Genomic DNA, 16,005 nt, shown 5'->3' with positions numbered 1-16,005 from the left:
ACCCATCCAGACCTCGACAGAATTTGCAGGAAACTACCCATAATCTGCCAGGTTCCTGCAAATGCATCAACAACTTTCCGCTTCAAACCCTTGCTGCAAAAGGCTCTCCGGATTGTTCAGGTTCGACGAGATAGCCGAACAGGATCGAGCCGACCATGATGCCGAAGATGTTGGCGCCGAACACCGGACCGAGCACGCTGCGCTCGATGTGCCACGCTCGAATCAGCGAAGGCGCGGCGAACGCCAGCGCACTGAGCTCGTAGCCGTCGGTCAGCATCACGAGCCATGTGGACGCGATCAGCAGGATCGCGAAGCGGCCTATCTTCTGTTCGTCGATCAGGCGCGACACGTCCACCGTGCGCGCATCGGGCAGGGTTTGAATCATCGTCTCCTCCAGAGGTGCCGCGTCGGCGGCCGGGCAGATCCCGGCGCGTCGCGCGGTTCCGTCATATCGTCTCTTGCCGGCGCGGCAGTGGGTGCTCGCCGGGAGCCTCCTCGCGGAGTTCGCGCTGCACCTCTTTGGTATTGCCGCGCCGCCGGCGGATCATGCGTCAGTTTTTCAGATGCGGCGGATCGATGCGATCGACGTTGTCGGCGAGCCGCTCGCGCAGCATGCCGCGATCGATGTCGTGAACACTGCCGCCGTCGGCGAGATCGAATGCGTGCGCGGCCGCCGCGCCCATCGCGATGCACGGCCCCATCACCCGCACGCTCGACAGTGCGGTCGCATCCGCGTCGATGCAGCGGCCGGCCGCGATCAGGTTGTCCGCGTCCTTCACGACGAGGCTGCCGAACGGCACGGTATGCAGATGGTCGTCGCCGAACGGCTTCCATTCATAGCCTTCGGCGCGATCGTGCAATTCGATCGGCCACGACGTGCGCGCGACCGCATCGGGAAACTGCCGGGCGGCGATCACGTCTTCCGAACTCAACTGCTGCGCGCCGACGATCCAGCGCGTCTGCCGGATGCCAGGCAGGCCATAGCTGCGGATGTGCGCGTTGCGATAGATGTGCGGATACTCGCCGCGCAGGAACTCGAACGCGCGGTCCGCCTGGTCGCGGCCGACGAGCGCCGTGTGCGACGCCGCCATCGGTTCGAGCGGCGTCTCGATGTGCGTCATGTTCGCGATGCCGATATTGCGGCCACGGAAGTAGAACACGAGCCCGTCCTTGCGCTCGAGCCCATAGGCGTGCGCCTTTTCCTCGACGCGCTCGCGAAACGCGGGCGGCGTCGGCAGATCGGTTTCGTCGAGGTTTTCGAGCACGATCATCTGCGTGCCGCGAATCGGCGTTTCCGGCTCCTGGCAGTCGAAGCCTGCGAGCCACGTGAGCGCCGCATCGCCGCTCGCATCGACGAAGCCGTTCGCCGCGATGCGCACGTCGCCGTAGCGCGTCGCGACTTCCAGCTCGCGCACCCGCCGCTCTTCGCGCACGACGTTGCACAGCACCGCGCCGAGCACGACGGTGATGCCGGCGTCGAGAATCTTCTGCTCGATCCAGCGCGCGAGCGCAACTTCGTCGTACAGCACGACGGTCGTCAGCGGCCCTTCCTTGTAGTGCAGCGCGCCCTTCTCGCCGAGATCGCGCAGGATGCCGTCCGCGATGCCGTGCGTCACCTGGAAACGCTGCGGTCCGTTCGAGAACAGCCCGCAGAAGGTGCCGATGATCGAGTTGACCGCCTGGCCGCCGAGCGCGGGCAGGCTGTCCACCAGCACGACCTTGCGGCCAAGCGCGGCCGCTTCGAGCGCAGCCGACGTGCCGGCGATGCCCGCGCCGACGATGCACACGTCGGCGTCGAGTTTCCAGCCCGTCGGTTGGCCGCCGCGGCGGACGATACGAGTACCAGTCTTCAAAACATTTCCTCCTTGAAAAACCATCGCGGTTGCGCGCGAACCGTCCCGCGCAGCAAGATCAGGCGCGGCCGCGTTTGAGCACTTCGACGACGCCGCGCTCGGCATCGACGCGCACCCAGTCGCCGGTTTCGATCACGTCGAGTGGATCGATGTCGAAGTCGGTCAGCGACGGCGCATGGCTCACCACCGCGCCGAGCGCAATCTTCGTGGTCATCTCGTTGAACAGCATCGCGGCCGGCGCGGTGCCGGCGATCCGCGCGATATGGAACTGGCTCGACCAGCCCGACGAACCCTTCGCGCCGGGAAACACCAGCACCTTGTTCGCGAAGCTCTGGCCGCGCAGTTCGTGACGGGTTTCGATGATCGTGCCGGTGCGCGGATCGATGCCGCCCCAGCCCGAGATGCGATCGCGCGTGACGAGCGCCTCGCCCTCGACATAGCCGCCGACCACCTTGCGCCCGCGCAGCACGATCGGTGCGGCCGGCCCAGGTGTGCCTAACGTGTCTGTCGTCTCCTGGTTCGTGCTCATGCGGCCAGCCCTCCTGTCCAGCGGCCGCTCACCGCGGCCTCGATGCAATCGGCGGTGGTGCCGAACCAGGCCTGCACGCCCATGATCGCGGGCAGGTAGTGCGCCTGCTTCGCCGAGTCGAGTGCGACCACGCGCGTGCCCTTCGGCATCACGCGGCCGATCGCCGAGCACGTGTCGGTCATCAATACACCGCCCGCGTCCTCGATCAGCTTCGTATAGCCGGCCTGGTCCGCGAGCTGACGCGTCGCGCGCGCGGTGAAGATCCACAGTTCGGTATTCGCGCCGATGCGGCGGCCTTCGAGTAGCTGGCAGACCTCCCAGATCTGCTCGATCGAATAGTGCGGACAACCGAGCATCACGAAGTCGACCTGCGCGTCTTTCGCGGTGGTGTTCACGCGCTCGTACGCGAGGCGCCGCTCGGCGGGACCGTAGCGAATGACCTCGAGCGGCTTGCGGCCGCGGAACGCTTCGTCGCGCGTGCGCGCCTCCGGCGTCTGGCCGACGATGTGATACATCTCGACACCGCCCGAGGACGCCGCGGCCGCGCCGAAGTGCTTGAGCTTCGGCAGGTTCGGCACGTCGCGCAGCCCGTCGATCACCGGAATGCGGTCCTGCACGAGTTCGCCGACGTAGTAGCCGAGCAGCCCCCAGTCCTTCACCGACTTCACGTCGATGCCGAGCTCGATCAGATGCGTGCCGCTACGGTTTTCGTCGAGGTGCAGACCCCAGTACGGAATCTTGCCGGTCAGCATCGCGGCGCCGGTGCTCTCGCGCCCTTCCGCGTTGGTGCGTGCGCCGAGCACCGCGTTGATATATATCACCGCCGACGACTCCATCCATGCGCAATGCTCGCCGCGCACCGGCACGTTGCCGGTTAAATATGGCGCGCAGGTGTTCAGCGGCTGGATGCCGAGCCGTCCCGTGAATGCCTCGCCCTGGCGGTACAGCTTCACGACCTCGCCGTCGATGCCCTGACGCTGCGCATGCTGCGGGTCGAGCCCCTGCTGCAGATGGCTGCTGAACACCTTGGCCTTCGGCACCTCGACTACCTCAGGGCTATCGAGGTTAAATTCGGAAAACACCGCGTCGAGGCCGCCGTGCTTCGCCGCGTAATCGCGCAGGAACGGCATCGTCGCGCCGACCGTGCCGCATACGTTGTTCGTGTCCACCAGCCTCGGCGCGCCGAGTGCTTCGCCGTAGCGCACCAGCAGATCCATCGCGCGTTGCACGGCCGCACCGTCGCGGCCGTCGAGCATCGCCCGTTCGTCGTCGTTCAGCTGCATTTAGCTCACTCCGTGGACAGGTCCGAGTTGCTCCGCTTGCGGCGCCGCGTGCCGGTCGATGTCGACCGTCGTCGCGCGCCGCAGCTCGCGGCGCACCGACAGATCGTGACGGCGGCCCCGGTGCAACGTGCAGCGGTTGTCCCAGATCACGAGATCGCCGGACTGCCAGCGATGCGAATACACGAAGCGGCGCGCGGTTGCGTGTTCGAGCAGGTCCATCAGCAGCACGCGTCCTTCGGCAAGCGTGCGATCGGCGATATGCGTCGCGTGCGCGCCGATGAACAGATGCCGGCGTCCCGAACCGGCGTGCTCGCGCACGAGCGGCCAGCGCACCGGCGGCAGCGCGTTGCGCTGCTCGTCGCTGTAGTCGGTGTCGCCGAGCAGGAAGCGCGAGTGCAGCGCGTAGTGCTCCGCTTCGAGCCCTTCGAGTTCGCGCTGCTCGCGCGGCTCGAGCGCATCCCACGCGGCGCGCATGTCCGCGTACTCGGTCTCGCCGCCCGACTCCGGCACGACGACCGCATGCAGCATCGAATAGCGCGCGGCCGGCTGCTGAAACGAACTGTCGCTATGCCACAACTGGTTCGCCAGATTGCCGACGATGCGCCGGTGCGCGCGGTCCGCGATCTGTCCGGACTCGTCGACATTCGAAATGTCCGCGAGCTCCTGATACGCGAGCCGCGCATGCGGACGCGCGACGCGCTTGAAGCCGAGATCGAGCGGCCCGAGCGAGCGCGCGAACGCGAGCTGCTGGTCCTGCGTGAGCGGCTGTCCGCGGAACACCAGCACCGCGTAGCGGTTCATCGCGGCATCGATCGCGCACGCGAGCTGTTCGGAAACGGGCGCCGTCAGATCGATGCCTCTGGCGAGGCCAACGAAGTCCGGACGCGCGGCGTCAATGGGAACGACTTCAAGCGGCATGGGCTGCTCCTGTTTGAGGGTTGTCCGGCGCTGCATCGTCGCGGCGACGATGCAGACGGCCGAGAGCGAACGCGAGCACCGCGACGAACGCGACCGGCACCGCGCCGAGGAAGAACAGCTGCTCGACCGGCAGATGCGCGGACATCAGCATCCCGCCGATCACCGGCCCGGCAATCGCGCCGATCTTCTGGATGCCGACCGCCGCGCCTGTGCCTTTCGCGCGCAGCGCGGTCGGATAGACGAGCGCCGCGACCGCGTTCAGGCCGAACTGCGTGCCGACCACCGTGAAGCCGGTCAGGAACACGGCTGCCACCAGCATCGGGCCGGGCAGTCCGGTGCCGAGCAGCGCGACGAGGGGCGTGCCGACAAGCGGCAGCGCGGTGATGATGATGGCGCCGCGCGTGTCGACGAAGCGCATCAGCGCGAGGCCGCCGAGCGTGCCGCCAAGCTGGAACATCGTCGATACGAGCGCCGCCTCGCGCGGCGCAAGGCCCACGCTTTCGATCAGCACCGGCAGCCAGCTGCTGAGGAAAAACAGCGCCATCGAGTTCGCGATGTACACGGCCCACAGCACCGGCGTCAGCGCGCGCAGCCGGCCCGCGAACAGCAGCCGCAGCGAGCCGTCGCGGCCGTCGCCATGTGCGTCACCACCCGAAGCGCCGCCGGTCATGAAGCGCGCCCCCGGCGCGACGTGGAAACCCGGTGCGATACGTGCAACGATTCGCGCGACTTCGGCGTGACGGCCCTTGAGCGTCAGGAAGCGGATCGACTCGGGCACCGCAAAGCACAACATCGCGCTCGACACGAGCGGCGCGATGCCGCCGATCACGAACACTACCTGCCAGCCGAACTTCGGCACGAGCCACGCGGACACGAGCCCGCCGACGCTGCTGCCGATCGTGTAGCCGGTGTACATCAGCGTGACCCACGTCGCGCGCCAGCGCTTCGGCGCGAACTCCGTCGTGTACGCGATCGCGTTCGGCACCACGCCGCCGATGCCGATGCCCGCCAGGAACCGCAGCACGAGCAGCTGGTCGAGCGCGGTTGCGCGCGACGCCGCCAGCGTGAACCCCGCAAGCACGACGCTGCCGATCACGATCATGCGCTTGCGGCCGATCACGTCGCCGAGGTAGCCGAGCACGAACGCGCCGATCATCGTGCCGAACACGAATGCGCCGAACACCGGGCCAAGCACGCCGTGCTCGAGATGCCACGCGCGACTCAGCGCCGGGGCCGCGAAGGCCATCGCGGCGAGGTCGTAGCCCTCGGTCATCATCATCACGCCCATCGCGACGATCAGCAGCACACCGAAGCGGTTCGTCTGCTGCCGCTCGATCACCGTGCCGATGTCGATTACGGTTTGGTCGCCCATCTCAACGCTCCCGCGCCGGGCGATCCGCGCCGAGCACCGCGCCTTGCGGCATCGTGCCGACCGTCGCGCGATAGATTTTCAGCCAGCCGGTGTCGTTGACCGGCGCGGGACGCTGCCACGCGGCGCGGCGCCGCGCCAGCTCGGTTTCGTCGACCTTCAGATCGCAGACGCGCCGCTCGAGGTCGATCTCGATGGTGTCGCCGTCCTCGACGAACGCGAGCGGGCCGCCGGTGGCCGCCTCCGGCGACACTTCCGCGACCACCAGCCCCTTGCAGACGAGGCCCGACAGATGCCCGTCGGTCAGCATCGCGACCTGCTCGGACAGGCCCGCGCCGTCGATCGCGAACACCACGCGTGACGCGCCGCCGCCCATCGCCGGGCCGCCGCACACGCCCGCGCCGCGCATCACGACGACTTTGCCCGGTTGCACGCGGCCGTCCTTGATCGCCGCGATCGCATCGTCGGAGGTGGAGAAGCAGATCGCTTCGCCGGTGAACGCGCGCTGCTTGGTCGGCGAGATACCGAACTTGACGATGCCGGCCTGCGGGGCCAGGTTGCCGCGCACCAGCACGATCGCCGGATGGTTCGCGAACGCGCGCTCCGGCGGGCGGATCACCTCGTCGTCGGCGATCCGGACATCGGCCAGGTTGTCCTTCACCGTGCGGCCGGTCACCGTCAGCGCGCCGGTGTCGAGCCACGCTTCGAGCCGCTTCATCACGCCGCGCCCGCCGCCCGCCGCCTCCAGTTGCTCGATCGTGTGCGAGCCGACCGGACGCACGCCGGTCAGCACCGGAATCTGCGCGGCGAATGCCTCGAACAGCGCGTACACGTCGACGTCGAGCTGGCCCTCGGCCGCGACCGCCTGCAAGTGCTTGACCGTGTTGATCGAGCCGCCGACCGCGAGCACCGTCTTCACCGCATTCGCGAACGCGCCGGGCGTCAGGATGTCGCGCGGCTTCAGGTCGTCGCGCACCATCTCGACGATGCGCGCGCCCGCTTCGTGCACGAACGCGAACATCCTGTCGCTGTTGGCGGCGACCGGCGTGCTGCCGGGCAACGACATGCCGAGCGCCTCGCTGACCATGTGCATCGAGTTCGCGGTGCCGAGACCCGAGCACACGCCCGGCCCGCGAATCGCGTTCTGGCTCATGCCGATCAGGTCCTCGACCGGCAGCGTGCCGGTCAGCGTATGCATCGCGCCGACGAACACGTCCTCGATGTCCACATGCTCGCCGCGGAATTCGCCGCTCGGCTGATAGCCGCATGCGACGACGATGCTCGGGATGTTCAGCCGCGCGGCGGCCATCAATTGGCCCGGCACGGTCTTGTCGCATGAAGCGAGGCACACCATGCCGTCGAGTTGCGCGCCTTCGACGGCCACTTCGATGTCGTTGGTGACGAGGTCGCGTGCGGCCAGCATGTACGCGCCGCGCGCGCCCGCGCCGGTGATGAAGTCGCTCGGCGCCGCGGTGCGGATTTCGAACGGCAGCGCGCCCGCCGCGCGGATCGCCTGTTTCAGTTGTGCGGCGATGCCGTCGAGATGGCTGAAGCAGGTAGCGAGTTCGGACGAGGAATTGACGATGGCGATCTTGGGCTTGTCGAGGTCTTCCTCGCTGATGCAGAGATTGCGCCATTGGGCGGCGCGCACCGCGCCGAGATACGAACCTCGCGGGAAATTGCTGCGCAACAGGCGTTGCGGCTTGCGTCCATCGGACATGGCGTCTCACTCCTTTGTTGTGGAAACGATGTTAGGAAGCGCGATAAAATCCGTCAATTATGTGACATCGATAGGCATCATCCAAACCATGGATATTCGTCAGGTCGACCTGAATCTGCTGAAAGTGTTCGATGCGTTGCTGAAAAAGCGGCATGTGACGCAGGCGGGCGTGAGCATCGGGCTCAGCCAGCCGGCAATGAGCTATGCGTTATCGAAGCTGCGTGAGCTGTTCGAGGACCCGCTGTTCGTGCGCACCGGCCGCGGCATGGAGCCGACGCCGCGCGCGCAGGCGCTCGGCGATCCGGTTGCGCGGCTGCTGGATCTCGTGCAGACCGAAATCCTGCCGATGCCCGAATTCCGTCCGGCCGCGTCGTCGCGCAGCTTCGTGCTGTGTATGTCGGACATCGGCGAAATGGTGTTCCTGCCGCGCTTGCAGAACTTTCTCGGCAAGACCGCGCCGCACGTGACCATCAAAACGGTCGCGCTCAGCATGCCGGAGCTGGAGGAAGGTCTGGCGAGCGGCGACGTCGATCTCGCGATCGGCTACTTTCCGGGTTTGAACAGCGAATCGCTGAAGCGCAAAGCGCTGTACCGGCATTCGTATGTGTGTATTGCGCGCGAAGATCATCCGGAAATCGGCGACACGCTGTCGCTCGATCAGTACCGTGCGGCCGCGCACGTGATGGTGCATCCCGAAGGCCGCGAGCAGGACGTGCTCGCTCGCACGCACGAACGCCTCGGGATTCGCATCAACGTGCGCTTCAGCGTGCCGCGTTTTATCGGCGTACCGTTCGTCGTCGCCGGCTCGGACATGATTGCAGCGGTGCCTCAGGCGGTCGGGCGGCGCTTCGCGGAGTTCGTGAACGTCAAGCTGCTGCCTTTACCCTTTCCCGCGCCCAAGTACGACTTTTATCTGCACTGGCATCCGCGCTTTCATCACGAGCCGGCCAACCGCTGGATTCGCGACGCGATGAGCGAGCTCATCAAGGGGCCGATGCAGCACGAGCCGTTGCCGAATACGAAACGGACGCGCTCGAGCGCAGCGCCATAGTCCAGGCTGTAGCAGCGCTACTCGCTCACGATGCCGAAGTGGCGTCGCTAGCGTGGATCAGCAGAATTGGCGTTTGCGTGATTTGCAAGACCCGCCCAGCGACGCTGCCGAGTATCCAGCGTGTGATGCCGCGCCTGCCATGCGTACCCATCACGAGCAGTTGCGCCTCCCAGCCGCCCGCCTCGCGCACGATGGCATGAGCAACATCATCGTCGGTTCGGTTCGTCCTGACGAGCGCTGTCGAGACCCGCGCCGACACGCGCGCCAGAACCGGCTCGGCAGCGGCTATTGCCTCCTTGCCTTCGCCGACGAACGAGTCCTCGAGCGAATCGATCGGGATCCAATCGGAGAGCCGCACGGCGCGATCGATCACATAGACCGCTCGCAATTCGGTGTCGGACGTAGCGAACCGTATTCCGTACTGCAACGCGGACATCGACAGAGAACTACCATCGACCGCGAACAGGATGCGCTCGGGCAGCTCGCTATGCGTCGTACGGTAGCTCTGCGGGACGACCAGCATCGGGCAGCGCAGACGTCGCGTCAGCCGTTCGGACACCGTACCCTCGGCCCAACGCTGCAACCCCTGGTGTTGACGCGCGCCTATCACCATCAGGTCGGCTCTCCATGTGTCGGCCGCATCGATAAGGGCATCCACGACGTCGTTGCCGCGCTTCGCGAGGTCGATGACTTCCGAGTCGATACGCGCATCACACGCGGCTAGCGATTGCGTCGCCCGATCGAGCGCCTCGAGCGCATCGCGGAGCAATTCATCGCGCGCCAGATCCAGCATGTGGCCGACGCGCCGGCCCGTCGGAAAAAGCTTATGGGGATTCTCGGCCACGCTCACGAGGCGGACGTCGCATCCGGCGGGAAGGAGGTTTCGCGCGTAGTCGAGCGCCCGTCGGGATGCTTCCGATGAATCGACTGCGATCAGCACTCTGCGCGGCAGCGTCGAGATGGCGTCGCCTGAATGGGGGGAATTCATGGTTGGCTCCGTACTCGCAGGTTTGGCGGCGTGGTGACGAATGGCGTCGACTACGAGATCTACGCGAAACGCGACGCCTGAGCGGCCCCTCTGCGATGCCCCGCTCATCACAGAGGGCCGTCTGCGATCAAGCCGGGGGTGCCTGCCGTTCCTCCGACGTCGTCATTTCCCCAGGGCGGCGCAACATCTTGTCGACCTCGCCCGCGTGCATCTCTTCGACGTGGATCATCTGACGGGCGAACTCCTCGAGTGCAACCGAGCGGTCTTCCACCAGCGCCAGCAGATCGCGATACAACTGCAACGCGACATTCTCGGCTTGCAACGACTCGCGGAGGATCGAAGCGATATCGAAGGTATGCGAGTCGAGCAGAGGACCGATCGCCAGCGACGGATAGGCGCCCAGCGTGGTAATCCATTCGCCCGCCTGCTGTGCGTGCAACAACGATTCATCCGCCTGAGCGCGCAACCACTCCCGGATCGGGATGCGTCCGAATCCGAAAACAAGCAACGAATAGTGCGTATATCGGACGACGCCGGCCAACTCGGATTCGAGAATCCGGTTCAGCACCGCGACCACGTCCTCCTTATTGATCTCGGCCATTTGATATCTCCTTTCACTCAAACCGTCGCCGCACGCTCAAGCGCCCTTCCCCTTCTTCACCCGCTCGATCTGCTGCTTCGCCGCCTGATACACCGCGTCCGGCGTGAAACCGAACTTCTTCTTCAGATCCGCAATCGGCGCCGACGCGCCGAACGTATGCATGACGACCTGCGCGCCGAGCCGCCCCGTATACCGATCCCAACCGAGCGACGCAGCCTGCTCGACCGCGACGCGAGCTTCCACGTCCGCCGGCAGCACCGACTCCTGATACGCGCCGTCCTGGCGCTCGAAGATGTCCCACGACGGCATCGACACGACGCGCGCCGCGATGCCCTCGCTCTTCAGCTTCTCGTACACGTCGGCGCAGATCGACAGCTCGCTGCCGGTCGCCATCAGGATCACCTCGGGCTTCTTGCCATCGGGCGCATCGGCGAGCACATACGCGCCGCGCTTCACGCCGCTCGCGGACGCATAGCGGCTGCGGTCGAGCGTCGGCAGCGGCTGGCGCGACACGACGATGCACGCCGGCCGATGCGGCTGCGTCAGGGCGACCCGCCACGCCTCGGCCGCTTCGTTCGCGTCGCCGGGACGCAGCACCGTGAGGCCGGGCACGCCGCGCAACGATGCGAGCTGCTCGATCGGCTGATGCGTCGGACCGTCTTCGCCGACGCCGATCGAATCGTGCGTGAACACATAGATGGCCGGTACTTCCATGATCGCGGACAGGCGGATCGGCGGCTTCATGTAGTCGCTGAAGATCAGGAACGTCGAGCCGTACGCGCGCAGATTCGATAGCGCGAGCCCGTTGACCACTGCGCCCATCACATGTTCACGAATGCCGAAATGCAGATTGCGGCCGCCATAGCTATCCGCCTGGAAGCTGCCGGCGCCTTCGAACTTGAGGTTGGTCTTCGTCGACGGCGACAGGTCGGCCGCGCCGCCGATCATCCACGGCACGCGCGCGGCAATCGCATTGAGCACCTTGCCCGATGATTCGCGTGTCGCGATCCCCTTGGGATCGGCGTCGAAGCTCGGGATGTCGCTGTCCCAGCCCTGCGGCAATTCGTGCGCCTGCATCTGCGCGAATTCGCGCGCGAGCTCCGCGTACTGCTTTTTGTAGCTGTCGAACTTCGCCTGCCATTGTTCGCGCGCCGCCTTGCCGCGCGCGCCGATGCCTTGCGCGAAACGTTCATGCACGCCCTCGGGCACGTAGAAGAACTTGTCCTCGGGCCAGCCGTAGAACTTCTTGGCCAGCGCGACTTCGTCGACGCCGAGCGCTTCGCCGTGCGCGGACGCGGTGTCCTGCTTGTGCGGCGCGCCCCAGCCGATGATGCTGTGGACCACGATCAGCGTCGGCCGGTCGGTCACCCTCTTCGCTTCGACCAGCGCCTTTTCGAACGCGGCGGTGTCGTTCGCATCGCCGACGTTCAGCGTGTGCCAGTTGTAGCCGTGAAAGCGGCTTGCCACATCGTCGCTGTACGCGAGGTCGGTATGGCCTTCGATCGTCACGCGGTTGCTGTCGTAAATCCAGATCAGGTTCGACAGCTTCAGATGCCCCGCGAGCGAGGCCGCCTCGTGCGAGATGCCTTCCATCATGTCGCCGTCGCCGCACATCGCGTACACGCGATAGTCGAACAGCGGCGCGTCCGCCCGGTTGAAGTGGTTCTCGTACCAGCGCGCGGCCATCGCCATGCCGACGCTATTGCCGAGCCCCTGGCCAAGCGGTCCCGTGGTGGTCTCGACGCCGGTCGTCATCCGGTACTCGGGGTGGCCCGGCGTGTTGCTGTCGATCTGGCGGAAATGCTGGATGTCGTCGAGCGACACGGCCGGCGCGCCGGTCGGCTTGCCGTGTTCGTCGACGGCTTTCACGTTGGCCAGATGCAGCAGCGAATACAACAGCATCGATGCATGCCCGACCGACAGCACGAAGCGGTCGCGATTCGGCCACAGCGGCTCGTCAGGGTCGTAACGCAGATGGTGTTGCCACAGGTGATAGGCGATCGGCGCGAGCGCCATCGGCGTGCCGGGGTGGCCGGAATTGGCCTTCTGCACGGCGTCCATCGACAGCGTGCGGATCGTGTTGATGCACAGCTGATCGAGGGAGGGATCGTTTTGCATGGGACGCTCCTTGTTCGGCATTTCGGGAGACGGCCGACGCACACCGCTGAGCGCGCGGACGGATCGGCGCATCGTGTCGTCATGGAAAACGCGCGCGTCCGGGCGTGTCCACGAGGACACGAAGCGGGACGCAAAGCCGCACGTGGAACCGCACACGTGCCGACGTTACTGCCGAAAGCGCGCGGGAAAATCGCGGCGAAGCCCACAGATGATGCGCCTAACCGCGCAACTCTGCACGCCACCCCGCAGCAGACCGGCTGCTTCGCGAACGACGAAGTTCAGGCCGCCTGCAGCCAAAGCTCGACCACCGGACCATGCTTGCCGTCGATCGGATCGAGCGGCGGAAACGGCAGCGCCAGCATCTCGGTGAGTTCCTGCGGCGTCAGCGCTTCGCGGCGAATGTCCCACTGCTGCCCCAACGGATAGCCCGCCACCACCTGAAAATGCGGCTCGAACGATTGCAGACAATGGCCGGTGCCGGCCGGCAGCAGCAGCACGTCACCCGTATGCAGCCTCACCACCCGTCCGCCGGGTCCGCCGACGATCACTTCGGCGCTCGCGTCGGTCACGCCGAGCACCTCGTGCGCGGTCGCGTGAAAGTGATGGAAGTCGAAGATGCTGTTGCGCCACTGCGCGGGCCATGCATTGCGCTCGAACAGGATTTCGAATGCGGCGGGCAGATTGCCGCTGCCGGGCGACAGCGCGCGCCGGTACAGCACGACCGGCAGCTTGCTGTTGTTCGGCACCCAGCCGTGCGGTTCCAGCATGAAAGCTTCGTATTCGGTCTGCGCGGCGTCGAAGCCGTGCTTTGACTCGTTGAACATGATTGCTCCTGGCTTGTGATGCGGTTGCCGCGAACCGGCGCTCCAGCACCGGCTAGCCTCCGCCGATGCCCTGCAGCACCTTGCCCGTGCCGCCGCACACGGTGCAGCGAGCACCGTCTACCGTGCCGGTGCCATGGCAGGCGCGGCAAATGTCTTCGCCCGCGCCTGGTGTGTTGGGCGGCGCTTCGTCGCCGGGGTTCATCGATTCAGTTGAGTTGTCCGGTTGCATGCGCTTTCTCCGGTTGAAGGTTGACGGACTGGATGCCCGGGCTGGCTCACGACGCGCCGCGTCATTGCTCGCCCGGCTGCTTGCGATGCGATTCGCGCCCGCCGCCCCCTGGCGGTTCGGCGTGCTCGCCGGTGCCGAGCGGCACCTCGGCGCCGTGCCGCGGGCTCTCGTTCGAACGTGGCGGATTGGTCGCTTTATCCACGCCGGTCTGCACGACCGGTTCGATGCCGAGCGGACTCGGCTCGACGTAGTGCGTGCCGCTCGGCTTGTTGCGGGCTTTGACTTCGTCGGATATCGCGGGCGCGGCGCGCTCATCCGGCCTCGTGGACTGCTCGCCGCCAGGTGTGGCGGCCTGCTGCCGGGTGTCGGCGTTGGTCGATTGGGGATCTGGCATCACGCCCTCCTCGTGTGTTCGGCCGTCGATTCGCGTCGTGACGCGGCATCTCGAACGGCCACCTGGTTCATGCAGCAACATTCGAGCCTTGCCGATGAAGTCAAGCGCAGCGCGACAGGCACGGCCATTGCGATCTCTCGCTTTGTAAAAAGGGGAACCCAAAGGAGAACCCTATGAGCATCACGACTATTCGCGTATCCGGCACCGAGGTGCAGGTCGAGCGCACGCTGTACACGTTCGCGCAAAAGAGCGACGCCGATGCGTTCCAGAACTGCCTCGTCGAGGGTTCGGTCGAGACCTGCTATCGCGATCACCCGCCGCTGGCGACGCGCCCCATCGAGCCCGACGAACATCCGGACGATCCTGCGCGTGGCAGCACGATTTCGCCGTCGCTCGGCGGTATGCCTTGATCGCGTCTGCACGTGTCGCGGAACAGGCACCGCACCGGCCGCGCGCGCTCAGCCTTCGGGGGCGGCGCGATCGGCCGCGACCAGCTCGCGGCCATACGCAATCGCGGCGCGGCGAGCCTCGTCGGCGGTCGCATAGGGGCCGATCTGCGGTGCGCCGTCGAACGGAAACAGAATCCGCCTGTCCGCTTTCCTCACGACCTTCAGTCCACCTATGTATCGGCCGTCGCCTGTTCCGTGATAGCTGGCGAAAATCTCGAACTCGTCGTCAGCAACGTCGGCCTTGTGTCGCGCCATATGCGTTCCTCTTCCTGTGCTTTGCGTGGGTGATGTCCAATGCGAGCCGGGCGCGCGCGGGCATCGCGATGCGGCGTGTGCGGGTTTTCAGCAAGTCACGTTCCACGCAACGACATCCGTCGTCATGCGGCACAAGCATTGCGCGTGTGAACGAAGACTTTGTGGAGACCCTGATGGATTTACCTGACACGAGCCGGCAAACGCCCCGTGCAATCGGCACATTCGGCCTGGACGCACCCACCCTGGCGCGGATTTCGACGCAGACGCTGCCGCTGCCGCTGCATCTGCATGTGCCGACGCCGCCCGAGGTCGACCCTGAGATCCCGCCCAAGACGCCGCCGCCGAACATCGACCCCGATCCGATCCCGGACGATCCGCTCGACGACCCCAACGGACCACCGGAAGGCGACCCGCCCGCGGCGCCGCCGCCGTTGCACGCATGGCGCCGGCGGTTGCCGTGCATCGCGGATTGAGCCCATGTCGGGACGGCCAATATGGGAGGATCGACAGTTATCCTCATTGCCATGAGCGCGCCGACCTGCTACGGGGTAGTCGCCCGCATCGTCGCGATCGGAGTCAGGAATTCCGACACGCCGGTCAGGATGATCTGTACGCCGATGCACAGCAGCAGGAACGCCGACACCCGCAATGCGACCTTGGTGCCCTCGACGCCGAGATAGCGCGCCAACACCGTCGCGCGGCTATAGATCAGATATACGCAGACGGCCACCGCGAACGTGATCGCGACCGAAGCGATGCTCGACATCACGAACGCCGACAGCTTGTGCGTACGATTCGCGGACAGCGCGATCGCGGTCGCGATCGAGCCGGGCCCGGTGGTCAGCGGCACGGTGAGCGGAAAGAACGCACGGGCCTTCGCAGTCTCGGCATCGACGCGCTTGACGTCCGTCTGCTCGGCCGGCGTGTCGGGCGCATTGAGCATCTGCCAGCCGCCGACGGCGAGCGCGAGCCCCCCGCCAATGCGCAGCGCCTCCATCGAGATACCGAAGAAATGCAGGATCGGCGTGCCGATGAAGAACGCCACCAGCAGCACGCAGGCGGCGTTGATCGCGACCTTGCGGGCAAGCGCGTCGCGCTCGTCGAGCGTCAACGATGCGGTCCGATCCAAAAACACGAACGCGCCGCCGAACGGATTGATGATGCTGATCATGCCGATGAAGCCGAACATAATGTCCGAGATCAGACTTTCGACCATGTGCGTGTCCGTGTGTCTGCGTGTGTGCCTGCATGTGCTCGCGGGGGTTCGCGCGTGGGCGCGGTGCCGGTCATGAATCCGGCACGCATCGCGCGGACCGGAAAATGCTGCAATGCTCGCAGATCATATCGCGGTGCGCCAGTCGCCCAGTAAAAAAGCCGCGCGATACATGGCGCGTCACGTCGCGTCCCGCTTTGCACCGCAGCAA

Annotated in this window: 18 protein-coding genes; 3 read left to right on the top strand and 15 right to left on the bottom strand. The window is 66.1% G+C overall.

Annotation, left to right across the window (positions count from 1 at the left end; all coding sequences use genetic code 11):
- Nucleotides 1–82 precede the first annotated feature (82 nt).
- From AB4Y34_RS30085 to AB4Y34_RS30055, 7 genes are all read right to left on the bottom strand, one after another.
- Entirely contained in the window at nucleotides 83–385 is a 303-nt protein-coding gene (locus AB4Y34_RS30085) for a hypothetical protein (protein ID WP_368718066.1), read from the bottom strand.
- Between the two features lie 166 nt (nucleotides 386–551).
- Nucleotides 552–1,877 (bottom strand): FAD-dependent oxidoreductase, encoded by a 1,326-nt coding sequence (locus AB4Y34_RS30080; protein ID WP_368718065.1) that lies wholly within the window; start codon nucleotides 1,875–1,877, stop codon nucleotides 552–554.
- Nucleotides 1,878–1,911: 34 nt separating this feature from the next.
- A complete protein-coding gene (locus tag AB4Y34_RS30075; RefSeq protein ID WP_368718064.1) occupies nucleotides 1,912–2,382 on the bottom strand; it encodes a DUF126 domain-containing protein in 471 nt (156 codons plus the stop codon).
- Complete coding sequence (locus tag AB4Y34_RS30070) at nucleotides 2,379–3,665, bottom strand: aconitase X (protein ID WP_368718063.1); 1,287 nt, start codon at nucleotides 3,663–3,665, stop codon at nucleotides 2,379–2,381. The genes AB4Y34_RS30075 and AB4Y34_RS30070 overlap by 4 nt, the downstream gene beginning before the upstream one ends.
- The gene (locus AB4Y34_RS30065; protein ID WP_368718062.1) at nucleotides 3,666–4,583 is read right to left on the bottom strand and encodes a TauD/TfdA dioxygenase family protein; all 918 of its coding nucleotides are present in this window, start codon (nucleotides 4,581–4,583) and stop codon (nucleotides 3,666–3,668) included. It abuts the gene before it with no gap.
- Nucleotides 4,573–5,955, bottom strand: coding sequence for an MFS transporter (locus AB4Y34_RS30060; protein WP_368718061.1), 1,383 nt, complete (start codon nucleotides 5,953–5,955; stop codon nucleotides 4,573–4,575). Before AB4Y34_RS30060 ends, AB4Y34_RS30065 begins: the two co-directional genes overlap by 11 nt.
- A gap of 1 nt (nucleotide 5,956) precedes the next feature.
- A complete protein-coding gene (locus AB4Y34_RS30055; protein ID WP_368718060.1) occupies nucleotides 5,957–7,672 on the bottom strand; it encodes a dihydroxy-acid dehydratase in 1,716 nt (571 codons plus the stop codon).
- An 88-nt stretch (nucleotides 7,673–7,760) separates the two neighbouring features.
- On the opposite strand from AB4Y34_RS30055, the gene AB4Y34_RS30050 reads away from it, so the two are divergent.
- A complete protein-coding gene (locus AB4Y34_RS30050) occupies nucleotides 7,761–8,723 on the top strand; it encodes a LysR family transcriptional regulator (protein WP_368718059.1) in 963 nt (320 codons plus the stop codon).
- A 25-nt stretch (nucleotides 8,724–8,748) separates the two neighbouring features.
- On the opposite strand, the gene AB4Y34_RS30045 is transcribed toward AB4Y34_RS30050, so the two are convergent.
- From AB4Y34_RS30045 to AB4Y34_RS30020, 6 genes are all read right to left on the bottom strand, one after another.
- The gene (locus AB4Y34_RS30045; protein ID WP_368718058.1) at nucleotides 8,749–9,711 is read right to left on the bottom strand and encodes a universal stress protein; all 963 of its coding nucleotides are present in this window, start codon (nucleotides 9,709–9,711) and stop codon (nucleotides 8,749–8,751) included.
- Between the two features lie 127 nt (nucleotides 9,712–9,838).
- On the bottom strand, nucleotides 9,839–10,312 hold the full coding sequence (locus AB4Y34_RS30040) for a bacterioferritin (protein ID WP_176123812.1): 474 nt from the start codon (nucleotides 10,310–10,312) through the stop codon (nucleotides 9,839–9,841).
- A 36-nt stretch (nucleotides 10,313–10,348) separates the two neighbouring features.
- Complete coding sequence (tkt, locus tag AB4Y34_RS30035) at nucleotides 10,349–12,430, bottom strand: transketolase (protein WP_368718057.1); 2,082 nt, start codon at nucleotides 12,428–12,430, stop codon at nucleotides 10,349–10,351.
- A gap of 278 nt (nucleotides 12,431–12,708) precedes the next feature.
- On the bottom strand, nucleotides 12,709–13,254 hold the full coding sequence (locus AB4Y34_RS30030; RefSeq protein ID WP_176105983.1) for a cupin: 546 nt from the start codon (nucleotides 13,252–13,254) through the stop codon (nucleotides 12,709–12,711).
- A 52-nt stretch (nucleotides 13,255–13,306) separates the two neighbouring features.
- A complete protein-coding gene (locus tag AB4Y34_RS30025; protein ID WP_176105984.1) occupies nucleotides 13,307–13,483 on the bottom strand; it encodes a hypothetical protein in 177 nt (58 codons plus the stop codon).
- A gap of 61 nt (nucleotides 13,484–13,544) precedes the next feature.
- Nucleotides 13,545–13,877 carry a hypothetical protein gene (locus AB4Y34_RS30020; RefSeq protein ID WP_176384623.1) on the bottom strand — a complete coding sequence of 111 codons (333 nt, stop codon included), beginning with the start codon at nucleotides 13,875–13,877 and terminating at the stop codon, nucleotides 13,545–13,547.
- 173 nt (nucleotides 13,878–14,050) lie between these two features.
- Between AB4Y34_RS30020 and AB4Y34_RS30015 the strand changes: the two genes are divergently transcribed.
- Nucleotides 14,051–14,287, top strand: a complete 237-nt coding sequence (locus AB4Y34_RS30015) for a hypothetical protein (protein ID WP_368718056.1) — start codon at nucleotides 14,051–14,053, stop codon at nucleotides 14,285–14,287.
- A 48-nt stretch (nucleotides 14,288–14,335) separates the two neighbouring features.
- Here the strand turns inward: AB4Y34_RS30015 and AB4Y34_RS30010 are convergent, their stop codons facing one another.
- Nucleotides 14,336–14,581 carry a DUF6723 family protein gene (locus AB4Y34_RS30010; RefSeq protein ID WP_176384626.1) on the bottom strand — a complete coding sequence of 82 codons (246 nt, stop codon included), beginning with the start codon at nucleotides 14,579–14,581 and terminating at the stop codon, nucleotides 14,336–14,338.
- 146 nt (nucleotides 14,582–14,727) lie between these two features.
- Between AB4Y34_RS30010 and AB4Y34_RS30005 the strand changes: the two genes are divergently transcribed.
- The gene (locus AB4Y34_RS30005) at nucleotides 14,728–15,054 is read left to right on the top strand and encodes a hypothetical protein (protein ID WP_368718055.1); all 327 of its coding nucleotides are present in this window, start codon (nucleotides 14,728–14,730) and stop codon (nucleotides 15,052–15,054) included.
- Between the two features lie 68 nt (nucleotides 15,055–15,122).
- Here the strand turns inward: AB4Y34_RS30005 and AB4Y34_RS30000 are convergent, their stop codons facing one another.
- Nucleotides 15,123–15,797, bottom strand: a complete 675-nt coding sequence (locus AB4Y34_RS30000) for a MarC family protein (protein WP_176105989.1) — start codon at nucleotides 15,795–15,797, stop codon at nucleotides 15,123–15,125.
- Between the last annotated feature and the right edge of the window lie 208 nt (nucleotides 15,798–16,005).

It is taken from the genome of Paraburkholderia sp. BR10954 (assembly GCF_040965775.1).
In the GTDB taxonomy this organism is placed as follows: domain Bacteria; phylum Pseudomonadota; class Gammaproteobacteria; order Burkholderiales; family Burkholderiaceae; genus Paraburkholderia; species Paraburkholderia youngii.
Note: the sequence above shows the minus strand (reverse complement) of the source record. Positions and strands in the feature narration are given on the sequence as shown.

What these genes read in the sequence shown, in the direction of transcription:
- AB4Y34_RS30085 (WP_368718066.1), bottom strand. Translation starts at nt 385, where the DNA reads ATGATTCAAACCCTGCCCGATGCGCGCACGGTGGACGTGTCGCGCCTG.
- AB4Y34_RS30080 (WP_368718065.1), bottom strand. Translation starts at nt 1,877, where the DNA reads ATGGTTTTTCAAGGAGGAAATGTTTTGAAGACTGGTACTCGTATCGTC.
- AB4Y34_RS30075 (WP_368718064.1), bottom strand. Translation starts at nt 2,382, where the DNA reads ATGAGCACGAACCAGGAGACGACAGACACGTTAGGCACACCTGGGCCG.
- AB4Y34_RS30070 (WP_368718063.1), bottom strand. Translation starts at nt 3,665, where the DNA reads ATGCAGCTGAACGACGACGAACGGGCGATGCTCGACGGCCGCGACGGT.
- AB4Y34_RS30065 (WP_368718062.1), bottom strand. Translation starts at nt 4,583, where the DNA reads ATGCCGCTTGAAGTCGTTCCCATTGACGCCGCGCGTCCGGACTTCGTT.
- AB4Y34_RS30060 (WP_368718061.1), bottom strand. Translation starts at nt 5,955, where the DNA reads ATGGGCGACCAAACCGTAATCGACATCGGCACGGTGATCGAGCGGCAG.
- AB4Y34_RS30055 (WP_368718060.1), bottom strand. Translation starts at nt 7,672, where the DNA reads ATGTCCGATGGACGCAAGCCGCAACGCCTGTTGCGCAGCAATTTCCCG.
- AB4Y34_RS30050 (WP_368718059.1), top strand. Translation starts at nt 7,761, where the DNA reads ATGGATATTCGTCAGGTCGACCTGAATCTGCTGAAAGTGTTCGATGCG.
- AB4Y34_RS30045 (WP_368718058.1), bottom strand. Translation starts at nt 9,711, where the DNA reads ATGAATTCCCCCCATTCAGGCGACGCCATCTCGACGCTGCCGCGCAGA.
- AB4Y34_RS30040 (WP_176123812.1), bottom strand. Translation starts at nt 10,312, where the DNA reads ATGGCCGAGATCAATAAGGAGGACGTGGTCGCGGTGCTGAACCGGATT.
- tkt (WP_368718057.1), bottom strand. Translation starts at nt 12,430, where the DNA reads ATGCAAAACGATCCCTCCCTCGATCAGCTGTGCATCAACACGATCCGC.
- AB4Y34_RS30030 (WP_176105983.1), bottom strand. Translation starts at nt 13,254, where the DNA reads ATGTTCAACGAGTCAAAGCACGGCTTCGACGCCGCGCAGACCGAATAC.
- AB4Y34_RS30025 (WP_176105984.1), bottom strand. Translation starts at nt 13,483, where the DNA reads ATGCAACCGGACAACTCAACTGAATCGATGAACCCCGGCGACGAAGCG.
- AB4Y34_RS30020 (WP_176384623.1), bottom strand. Translation starts at nt 13,877, where the DNA reads ATGCCAGATCCCCAATCGACCAACGCCGACACCCGGCAGCAGGCCGCC.
- AB4Y34_RS30015 (WP_368718056.1), top strand. Translation starts at nt 14,051, where the DNA reads ATGAGCATCACGACTATTCGCGTATCCGGCACCGAGGTGCAGGTCGAG.
- AB4Y34_RS30010 (WP_176384626.1), bottom strand. Translation starts at nt 14,581, where the DNA reads ATGGCGCGACACAAGGCCGACGTTGCTGACGACGAGTTCGAGATTTTC.
- AB4Y34_RS30000 (WP_176105989.1), bottom strand. Translation starts at nt 15,797, where the DNA reads ATGGTCGAAAGTCTGATCTCGGACATTATGTTCGGCTTCATCGGCATG.